Genomic DNA, 8626 nt, shown 5'->3' with positions numbered 1-8626 from the left:
CCGGATTCATGCGTGACTATTCCTTCCCGTTGAGAAGGGCGACGCAGAAGATAGCAGTCGAGCACGTCCGACTTATTGATGCCGGTTCGCTCTCTCCCCTGATGCGACCGCCCCAAATTTGGACGCCGAGTTATGGGAAGAAAGATTGCCAAGGGCAACCCCGGTTTTTTGGCTGTTTTGTACGAGCTTGAGCCAAATCCAAAACCAGCCGTCATCCCTCCATCGGGATGACGATTCGGGCAGGTTTCTATTGTCAGTGCGTGAAACCGAGACTGGCGGGAAGCGCGACGCGCTGCGCGCGGTGCGTCAGCATGATGCCCTCACCCACCCCGGCGTGGCCGAGCGGCGTCGCCATGATGTTCAGGCCCGTCGCAATCTCGCGGATCGCCGCCGCCGCGCCCGGATCGGCGGCGAACAGCAACTGATAATCATCGCCCGCCGTCGCCGCCGCGAGCCGGGTGTCGAGAACGTCGGGCCGCACCGCGAGCAGCGCCGCCGAGAGCGGCACCGATTCCAGCATGATGCCGAGCTGGCACCCGCTCACCTCCGCCATCCGCTGCGCGTCGATGAGCAGGCCGTCGGACACGTCCATCATCGCGTGAACATGCGGCACGACCGCCTGCCCGAAAGTCAGCTGCGGCTGCGGACGGCGATAGGCGGCAAGGCAGGTCTCGTTCGCATCGACCTGCCCCAGACGCATCGCGAGCCCGAGCCCGGCATTGCCGATCGTCCCCGTGACCCACAGCTGATCGCCCGGCCGCACCCCGCCGCGCGTCGGCGCCCCACCCGGCGGCGCGCGGCCGATCGCGGTCAATCCGAAACTGCGCGGCGCCCCCGCGGGCGCACGCACCGTGTCGCCGCCGAGCAGGATGACGCCGAAGCGGCGCAGGACAAGATCGAGCCCCTCGACGAACGCCGCGTCCCATTCATCGTCGCCGAGGCTGTAGCCGACGAGCACGCCGACCGGCGCGGCGCCCTTTGCGGCAAGGTCCGACAGGTTTACCGCAACGAGTTTCCACGCCACATCCTGCGGCGTGTCGTCGGGCAGGAAGTGGATACCCTCGACGATCATGTCGTGGGTGAGGACAAGATCCTCCAGCACCGCCGCATCGTCGGCAAGCCCGCGCGCGGCAGGGTCGGTGGCGATATGCCGCAGACGGGCGATGAAATCGGCTTCGCTCATGATGAGAAGCGTAGTGGATACCGCTCTGGTATAAAAGATACCCAACGCCGTATCCCCGCGAAGGCGGGGACCCAGAGCGCAAATAAGCAACCGCTCGCCTTACGCCGCTCTGGGCTCCCGCCTTCGCGGGAGCACAAGGCTGGGCCTACTTCCGCACAGCCTTGCCGATCGCATCGAGCAAGCCGTTCGCAAACCCGGCTTCGCGCGCATCGAAAAACGCCTTCGCGACATCGACATATTCGCTGACCACCGCGCCGACCGGGACATCGCCCCGCGCGATCAGTTCATAGGCCCCCGCGCGCAATATCGCCTTCATCGTGCGGTCGAGCCGGTCCATCGACCAGCCGCTCGCGAGCCGCGCAACGATCGCCGCGTCAATCTCTTCCAGCCGCGCCAGCGTGCCCTTCACGAGGTCGTCGAAAAATTCGGTGTCGGCGTCGGCATATTCGGCGTCTTCGATCACCCTGCCGATGCGGTGCTGGTGGAATTCGTGGATCAGCTTGGCGACGGGCGTCGCCTCCATCTCGTGCTGATAGAGCGCCTGGACGGCGGCGAGACGGGCGGCGGAGCGGGACTGGGAGCGTTTGTTCATGGTTCTTTTCTACTTGAGACGCTGGCTGACCGAAAGCGCGTGGGCAGGAAGCCCTTCGGCGCCGGCAAGCGCGACCGCCGCTGGACCGATCGCGGCGAGGCTCGCTTCGTCGAGCGCGAGGAAGCTGGTGCGCTTCATGAAATCGCTGACCGACAGCCCGCTCGAAAAGCGCGCGCGGCGGCCGGTCGGCAGCACATGGTTGGGACCCGCGACATAATCGCCGATCGCTTCGGGGGTCTGGCGGCCGAGGAAGACCGAGCCCGCGTGGCGCACCTTGGCGAACAGCGCGTCGGCCTCGGCGGCATCGACCGCGAGTTCGAGATGCTCGGGCGCGAGCCGGTCGCAGAGCGGAATCGCGTCGGCGAGGGTCGGGACAATGATGACGGCGCCATTGGCGTCCCAGCTGGCGCGCATGGTATCCTTGGTCTCCAGACTACGAATCTGGTGCTCGACTTGCTCGACCACCGTATCAGCGAAATCGCCATCGTCGGTGAACAGGATCGACTGGCTCGTCGGGTCGTGCTCGGCCTGACTCAGCAGGTCGGCGGCGATGATGTGCGGTTCGTTCTTCGCATCGGCGACAACGACGATCTCGCTCGGCCCCGCAACCATATCGATGCCGACAACGCCGTAGAGCTGGCGCTTCGCTTCGGCGACCCAGGCATTGCCGGGGCCGGTGACGACATCGACCGGCGCGATGCGGTCGGTGCCATGGGCGAGCGCGGCGACGGCCTGCGCGCCGCCGATACGCCAGATTTCGTCGACCCCGCCGATATGCGCCGCGGCCATCACAACCGGGTTGATCTCGCCGCCGGGCGTCGGGGTCATCATCACGATGCGCCCCACGCCCGCGACCTTGGCGGGGAGAATGTTCATCAGCACCGACGAAGGATAGGCGGCGCGCCCGCCGGGGACATAGACCCCCGCGGCATCGACCGCATTCCACCGCGCCCCTAGCCGCGCGCCCGTTGCGTCGCGATAGTCGCGGTCCTCGGGAAGCTGCGCGGCGTGATAAGCCCGGATGCGTGTTGCAGCGAGGTTCAGCGCATCGCGAAGTTCGGGCGCGAGCGCGTCATAAGCAGCGGCGCATTCCTCCTTCGAAATGCTCCACCCGCTCGTGTCCAGATCGAAGCGGTCGAACTTCGCGGTATAGTCGGCGAGCGCCGCGTCGCCCTCTGCCTTCACCCGCGCGATGATCGCCGCGACGTCGCTCGACACGTCGGGCGTGCTCTCGCGCCGATCATTGACCAGCGCGTCGAACTCGGCCGCAAAGCCGGGCGCGGAGGCGTCAAGCCGCCGCATCGCGCCCATCATGGTGGGTTTCACCCACGGCCTGACGGAAGCGTTCGACGAGCGCCGGCACTTCGGCCGAGCGCAGCTTGAACGCGGCGCGGTTGACGATCAGCCGCGCCGACACCTCGCTGATGATCGTCTGTTCGGCGAGCGCATTTTCGACGAGCGTGCGGCCAGTCGAAACCAGATCGACGATGTGCGAGGCGAGACCCAGCCTCGGCGCGATTTCCATCGCACCGTTCAGCTTGATGCACTCGGCCTGGATGCCCTGCGCCTCGAACCAGCGGCGCGTCGTCGACGGATATTTGGTCGCGACGCGGATGTGACTGGCGCCGATGCCCGGTGGCGGCGCATCGGCGGGGCCCGCGAGCGACAGGCGGCAAAGGCCGATGCCGAGGTCGACCGGCGCGTAGAGCTCGCTGTAATCGAACTCGTCGACGACATCCGACCCGACGATGCCGAGCTGCGCCGCGCCGTGCGCGACGAAGGTCGCGACGTCGAAGGCGCGCACACGGATCAGCGAGATATGCGGCTGGTTCGTCCCGAACACCAACGCACGGCTCTTCTTGTCGAAGAAATCCGCCGCGGGCTCGATACCCACTGCGGCGAGCAGCGGCAGCGCCTCGTCGAGGATGCGCCCTTTCGGGATGGCAAAGATGATCGGTTCGGGCATAAGCTTGCGCGCCCATAAGCGGCGAAGGAAAAAAGGGCAATGAGCGAGCGCTATCAGCAGGTCGATATGACCGAAACCGGACCCAAAGCGGTCCGCACCGCCTTTGCCAACCAGGTCCATTATTGCCGTGCCAATGATGCGCCGATCACCGCGCGCGTCGTCGCCGCGCTCGGCGCGCTGATCGACGCGCCACGCACCGAATTTGCCCGCCGTATCGCGGGCTGGAAGGGTGCGCCGCTCGCCGATGCGCTGCCGCTGCGCGCCGCGGGCGGCATCCATGCGCTGCACCTGTCGGGAACGGCCGACGAACTCGCGCCCATCTATGCCGATGCCGAGGACATCAACGACGCCGCGATCGTCGCGGGCGCCGTCCACCGGCACGAGGCGGCGCTGCTCCCCTGGCTGGGCGGCCCGCCGCAGACCAACGAGGCGGGCCGCTCGTCGAATTTCATCGCGGCGATGCTGTGGCTTGCCGATCAAGGACTGCCGCCGCGCTTCGACTGCCTCGAAATCGGCTCGAGCGCGGGGATCAATCTGATGATCGACCGTTATCACTACGACCTTGGCGGGGTGCAGGTCGGGCCGCGGCCCGGTGCGATGGCCTTCACCCCCGACTGGCGCGGCGACCATCCGCCGCAGCATGCGATCAGCTTCGCCGGCCTCAAAGGCTGCGACGTCGCGCCGGTCGACCTGACCGACCCCGCACAGGCGCTGCGGCTCAAGGCCTATATCTGGCCCGAGCATCATGTTCGTTTTGAACGCATGGAGGCGGCGATCGCCGCGGCGACCGAGGAACCGCCGCAGCTGATCCACGCCAACGCGGCCGATTTCGTCGAGGCCGAACTGGCACGGCCGCAGGCCGAGGGCACGACGCGGGTCCTCATGCACTCGATCGTCTGGCAATATGTCCCGGCGGAACAGCAGGCGCGGATTACCAAGGCGATGGAAGCGGCAGGTGCGCGGGCGACAGCCGAACGGCCGCTGGCTTGGATCGCGCTGGAGGCGAATCGCACGGTGCATCATCATGAACTGGTGGTGCGTTTCTGGCCGGGCGATGCGGCACCCACGATGCTGGCCCGCGCCCATGCGCATGGCGCGTGGGTGGAGTGGTTGGTGTAGCCCTTCTTCTTCGTCATTCCCGCGGAGCCGAAGGCGGCGCGGGAATGACGAATATTGGATTAAAGCCGCGCCTCGATCTGCGCGAGCAATTGCTGCACCGGGGTCGCCGCGCGCGGTGTCTGCCACCCCGCTTCGATCGCCGCAATGCGCTCGAACAGACGTTCGCTCGCCGCAATGATGCGGCAGATCGACGCTTCGAAGCCTGCACAGATGTCCCAGTCGGCCACGACGGGATCGCCGATCCGCGCCGCCCTGTCGTCCGGGCCGGCGCCGGGGTCGCCCGCAAACATCGCGCGACGGTGGAGCAGCCACGCAATGATGTGCATCAGCCGCGTCGTCGTCTTCAGCGATTCGCACGCGAGGCTGATCTGGAGCAAGCCGTCGCCGCGCACGCGGCCAAGATCGCGCTGCGCGGCAAAGGCGGCATGCGCCTCGTCCGCGAGCAGCATCGCCTCGACATACAGGTTTTCGACCTGCGCCCGCTGCACTGGCACACCGATTGCCACCATGTCTGTTCGCCCACCGACCATCGCCAAGATGGATGCCACGCCCGCCGCGCCGTCCGCAATGGCGGTAACCATTAAAAATCGAGCCGGCGCCGTCCCGTTTTGATTCAAGCGATTAATCAGCCGATCAGGCGATGATGTCGGGAACCAGCTGATCCTCGCACCAGGCGATCTCGTCGCGCAGCCGCAGCTTGCGTTTCTTCAGCCGCGCCAGCTGCAACTGGTCGGGGACCGCCGCGGTGCCGAGCGCAATGATCGCGGCATCGAGGTCGCGATGCTCGATCTTCAACAGTTCCAGGCGCTGGGTAATTTCTTCGGGGTTCACGGGTGGCTTCCTGCCACGTTCACCACGGGTCCGCAACGGGTGGTCCGGGGCGGGGACCGGCTGGGCGAATCGCAACGACATTGCGCCCGATTCGTGATTTACTCGGCCATGCCAACCGAGTCGAAAAAGGAGAATGGCCCATGAGCACGTCGCACCTTTCCGCCCTGAAGTCCCGCCACGCGGACCTCGACGAGAAAATTGCGAATGAAGAGCGCCGCCCCTGCCCCGATGCAGGCATGCTGGCACAGATGAAAAAGCAAAAGCTGAAAATCAAGGAAGAGATGCTCGCGATCGCCTGACGATCGCCTGCCGCACCCGTACGCTGATGCCATCCCAAGCGGGACGCATCAGCGCCGGCGGTAGAGAGCCCCGCGCTCCAGACCGGTCCGCCGCAGATGCGGCGGCAAATCGGACTGTGAAACCACCTGACGACGAACCGCCTGCGGATCGACCAGCCGGTCGAAGGCAATCCCGAACTTTCCTTCGCCTGCCCACACGACGCGCCCCGGAACCGGACCGACATTGCGCAGCTCGACCTCGACCGTCGCCCCCTGCGCGATCTCCACCTTGGCTTCGGCCAGCATGCCGCCCGCCGACAGGTTGCGCACGCGCACGATCACTGGATCGGGCTGGCCGGGCAGGGCCAGCTTGGCCTGCATGAACAGGCTGTCGCGATCGGCGCCACGCGAGAGCGCCGCAACTTCCTCGTCTACAGATGTCGGTCCCTGCGAATCCATTGCGCCCCATTCCTCTTCGATATCGAGGCGCTGAATCTAGACGCTAGCCATTTCGGAAACGTAAATGGGACGGTGGTCCCGCGCGGGTCAATCCTCGCGCGAAATCCGTTCGTTCCGCTCGTGGCGCTCCTGCGCCTCGAGCGTCATCGTCGCAATCGGACGGGCTTGCAGGCGGGCGAGCGAAATCGGCTCGCCGGTCACCGCGCAATAGCCATATTCGCCCTCGTCGATACGGCGGATCGCCGAATCGATCTTGGCGATCAGCTTGCGCTGGCGGTCGCGGGTGCGAAGCTCGATCGCCCAGTCGGTCTCGCTCGACGCGCGGTCGGCGAGGTCGGGTTCGCGCAAGGGGCCGTCCTGCAGGTGGGCGAGCGTCGATTCGGATTCGGTCAGGATCGATTTTTTCCAGGCGAGCAGCAGGCCGCGAAAATAATCCTGCTGCCGCTCGTTCATGAACTCTTCGTCGTCGCTGGGAACATAGTCCGAATCGAGATTGGATCTGGCTTCGCGAAGCGCGTCAGCGCCAACATCGGCAATCTTGGTCGGCATGAGGGGCTCTCGCGTCCTTTCCTGTCACCCCAAGGGCCGCAAGCGGCTCGGGGAGTGGCGCGCCTATAACCACCCGCTGGCCGCGATACAAGCACCGAAGCTGTTGATAACGATGAGCCGTGAAGGAGGCTGCGTCGAGCGCGGTTCCAGGGCAACACCGCGAAGCGTGACCGCCGCCCGATGATCGCCGATTTAGGGCCGAAGATTAACCAATTGCATAGAATTGTTGCAAATTCCGTTCTGTTTTGGGACAGATACCGCCATTAGGGTTGATTCTGGCACCCTTTTCCCGCTGTCGGACAGGCAAACGCGGTTAACACAATTGCCCCATTCATAAAGCTTTGGCCTTTTGGGTTATAGCGAAGGTGGAATTGGGTGTCGGTCGATGGCGCTTCGCACCTGCAACGGGAAAGAAAGAGAAACCTATGTCTGTCCGAATGGCCCTCGCCAAGCTTTGCGCCTGCACCTGCGGCGGCGCCATCATCGGTAGCGGCGCAATGCAGATCGCGGACGTTCCGGCGGCGCGCGCCCAGACGGTCAAATCCTGTTCGCCCTGCGCCGGCAAGAAGGTCGTGCGCAAGCGCCATGCGGCACGCAAGCCGGTCAAGCGGGTGCGCCGCGTCGTCACGACGAAGCGCATCATTCGCACTGCGACCCCGCAGACACAAGTGGTGACACAGACGATCCCGTTGCCCCCGATCCCCTATGCCCCCTTCCCGCAGCGCGGCTTTGAAGGCGGCGGCGGTGGCGGCGGCGTCACCGTGGTCGGCGGCGGCTTTGGCGGTGGTTTCGGCGGCGGCTTCTTCGGTGGCTTCTTCGGCGGTAGCAGCAGCGGTGGTGGCGGCGGCAGCGTCGTGGTCACCTCAACGACCACCGGCGGCCTCAGCACGACGTCGAGCAGCACCTCGGGCGGTGTTTCGACCTCGACCGGCGGGGTCAGCACCTCGACCTCGACGGGCGGCGTCAGCACCTCGACCGGCGGCGTCTCGACGTCGACGGGCGGCGTGTCGACCTCGACCGGCGGGGTCAGCACCTCGACCGGAGGCGTCTCGACCTCGTCGGGCAATGTTTCGACCTCGACGGGCGGCGTCAGCACCTCCTCGTCGAGCAGCAGCTCTTCGTCGAGCTCTTCCTCCTCGTCGTCATCGTCGAGTTCGTCCTCGTCGGGCGGCAGCTCGCACGGTCATGGCAGTTCGAGCCACGGCAGCTCGGGCTGGGGCAGCTCGTCGCACGGCAGTTCGGGTAGCTCGGGCGGTTCGAGCAGTTCGTCGTCGAGCTCGTCGTCTTCGTCGAGCAGCAGCACGTCGAGCGGGGCCACCTCTTCGGGCGCAACCGGCGGCAGCAGCAGCTTCGGTTCGACCGGCAGCACCAGTTCGTCGTCGTCGTCGAGCAGCAGCTCGTCTTCCAGCTCTTCGTCGTCCAGCTCGGGCGGCAGCACCAGCAGCTCGTCGGGGGATCCGACCCCTGTTCCTGCACCGCCGATGATGCTATTGTTCGGCGCTGCAGCCGCTGCGCTCGTCGCGCGGCGCCGCGCGGCCAATCGCAACGACGACGACGCCAACGCGGCTTGAGAAATCCACTGGCGGTCCGGGGGGCTAACCCAGACCACCTAACTAAGGGTCGCCTTTCGGGGCGGCCCTTTTTTCATG

The 8626-nt window shown here is 66.1% G+C and carries 13 protein-coding genes; 2 read left to right on the top strand and 11 right to left on the bottom strand.

Features of this window, described 5'->3' with window-relative positions; translation table 11 throughout:
- Nucleotides 1-253: 253 nt before the first annotated feature.
- The 4 genes from thiL to hisG form a co-directional block, all read right to left on the bottom strand.
- Complete coding sequence (thiL, locus tag V6M50_RS15800; RefSeq protein WP_332819536.1) at nucleotides 254-1183, bottom strand: thiamine-phosphate kinase; 930 nt, start codon at nucleotides 1181-1183, stop codon at nucleotides 254-256.
- Between the two features lie 145 nt (nucleotides 1184-1328).
- Nucleotides 1329-1775 (bottom strand): transcription antitermination factor NusB, encoded by a 447-nt coding sequence (gene nusB, locus V6M50_RS15795; protein WP_332819535.1) that lies wholly within the window; start codon nucleotides 1773-1775, stop codon nucleotides 1329-1331.
- 9 nt (nucleotides 1776-1784) lie between these two features.
- On the bottom strand, nucleotides 1785-3077 hold the full coding sequence (gene hisD / locus V6M50_RS15790; RefSeq protein ID WP_332819538.1) for a histidinol dehydrogenase: 1293 nt from the start codon (nucleotides 3075-3077) through the stop codon (nucleotides 1785-1787).
- A complete protein-coding gene (hisG, locus tag V6M50_RS15785) occupies nucleotides 3064-3741 on the bottom strand; it encodes an ATP phosphoribosyltransferase (protein ID WP_332819534.1) in 678 nt (225 codons plus the stop codon). The genes hisD and hisG overlap by 14 nt, the downstream gene beginning before the upstream one ends.
- Nucleotides 3742-3780: 39 nt before the next feature.
- Here hisG and V6M50_RS15780 point away from each other — a divergent pair, with 39 nt between their 5' ends.
- The gene (locus V6M50_RS15780) at nucleotides 3781-4860 is read left to right on the top strand and encodes a DUF2332 domain-containing protein (RefSeq protein WP_332819533.1); all 1080 of its coding nucleotides are present in this window, start codon (nucleotides 3781-3783) and stop codon (nucleotides 4858-4860) included.
- Nucleotides 4861-4919: 59 nt separating this feature from the next.
- Here the strand turns inward: V6M50_RS15780 and V6M50_RS15775 are convergent, their stop codons facing one another.
- Both V6M50_RS15775 and V6M50_RS15770 read right to left on the bottom strand, forming a co-directional pair.
- On the bottom strand, nucleotides 4920-5441 hold the full coding sequence (locus tag V6M50_RS15775; protein WP_332819532.1) for a DUF1465 family protein: 522 nt from the start codon (nucleotides 5439-5441) through the stop codon (nucleotides 4920-4922).
- Between the two features lie 52 nt (nucleotides 5442-5493).
- A complete protein-coding gene (locus V6M50_RS15770; RefSeq protein ID WP_332819531.1) occupies nucleotides 5494-5691 on the bottom strand; it encodes a YdcH family protein in 198 nt (65 codons plus the stop codon).
- 140 nt (nucleotides 5692-5831) lie between these two features.
- Here V6M50_RS15770 and V6M50_RS15765 point away from each other — a divergent pair, with 140 nt between their 5' ends.
- Nucleotides 5832-5990 carry a YdcH family protein gene (locus tag V6M50_RS15765; RefSeq protein WP_332819530.1) on the top strand — a complete coding sequence of 53 codons (159 nt, stop codon included), beginning with the start codon at nucleotides 5832-5834 and terminating at the stop codon, nucleotides 5988-5990.
- Nucleotides 5991-6038: 48 nt separating this feature from the next.
- Here V6M50_RS15765 and V6M50_RS15760 read toward each other — a convergent pair whose 3' ends face one another.
- From V6M50_RS15760 to V6M50_RS15740, 5 genes are all read right to left on the bottom strand, one after another.
- On the bottom strand, nucleotides 6039-6428 hold the full coding sequence (locus tag V6M50_RS15760) for a PilZ domain-containing protein (protein ID WP_332819529.1): 390 nt from the start codon (nucleotides 6426-6428) through the stop codon (nucleotides 6039-6041).
- Between the two features lie 87 nt (nucleotides 6429-6515).
- Nucleotides 6516-6977 carry an RNA polymerase-binding protein DksA gene (gene dksA, locus V6M50_RS15755; RefSeq protein WP_332819528.1) on the bottom strand — a complete coding sequence of 154 codons (462 nt, stop codon included), beginning with the start codon at nucleotides 6975-6977 and terminating at the stop codon, nucleotides 6516-6518.
- Between the two features lie 331 nt (nucleotides 6978-7308).
- Nucleotides 7309-7620 carry a hypothetical protein gene (locus tag V6M50_RS15750; protein ID WP_332819527.1) on the bottom strand — a complete coding sequence of 104 codons (312 nt, stop codon included), beginning with the start codon at nucleotides 7618-7620 and terminating at the stop codon, nucleotides 7309-7311.
- A 60-nt stretch (nucleotides 7621-7680) separates the two neighbouring features.
- A complete protein-coding gene (locus V6M50_RS15745) occupies nucleotides 7681-8073 on the bottom strand; it encodes a hypothetical protein (RefSeq protein WP_332819526.1) in 393 nt (130 codons plus the stop codon).
- A gap of 87 nt (nucleotides 8074-8160) precedes the next feature.
- Nucleotides 8161-8586, bottom strand: a complete 426-nt coding sequence (locus V6M50_RS15740) for a hypothetical protein (protein ID WP_332819525.1) — start codon at nucleotides 8584-8586, stop codon at nucleotides 8161-8163.
- Nucleotides 8587-8626: the final 40 nt, after the last annotated feature.

The sequence above is a fragment of the Sphingopyxis sp. genome, from assembly GCF_036675685.1.
GTDB lineage: Bacteria > Pseudomonadota > Alphaproteobacteria > Sphingomonadales > Sphingomonadaceae > Sphingopyxis.
The sequence above is the reverse complement of the archived record's forward strand: the minus strand, read 5'-3'. Positions and strand labels throughout refer to the sequence as shown.

Coding starts and splice junctions, on each gene's coding strand:
- V6M50_RS15765 (WP_332819530.1), top strand. CDS start 5,832: ATGAGCACGTCGCACCTTTCCGCCCTGAAGTCCCGCCACGCGGACCTC.
- hisG (WP_332819534.1), bottom strand. CDS start 3,741: ATGCCCGAACCGATCATCTTTGCCATCCCGAAAGGGCGCATCCTCGAC.
- dksA (WP_332819528.1), bottom strand. CDS start 6,977: ATGCCGACCAAGATTGCCGATGTTGGCGCTGACGCGCTTCGCGAAGCC.
- V6M50_RS15750 (WP_332819527.1), bottom strand. CDS start 7,620: ATGATGCGCTTCGTCGTGACGACGCGGCGCACCCGCTTGACCGGCTTG.
- V6M50_RS15775 (WP_332819532.1), bottom strand. CDS start 5,441: ATGGTTACCGCCATTGCGGACGGCGCGGCGGGCGTGGCATCCATCTTG.
- V6M50_RS15780 (WP_332819533.1), top strand. CDS start 3,781: ATGAGCGAGCGCTATCAGCAGGTCGATATGACCGAAACCGGACCCAAA.
- V6M50_RS15760 (WP_332819529.1), bottom strand. CDS start 6,428: ATGGATTCGCAGGGACCGACATCTGTAGACGAGGAAGTTGCGGCGCTC.
- hisD (WP_332819538.1), bottom strand. CDS start 3,077: ATGCGGCGGCTTGACGCCTCCGCGCCCGGCTTTGCGGCCGAGTTCGAC.
- thiL (WP_332819536.1), bottom strand. CDS start 1,183: ATGAGCGAAGCCGATTTCATCGCCCGTCTGCGGCATATCGCCACCGAC.
- nusB (WP_332819535.1), bottom strand. CDS start 1,775: ATGAACAAACGCTCCCAGTCCCGCTCCGCCGCCCGTCTCGCCGCCGTC.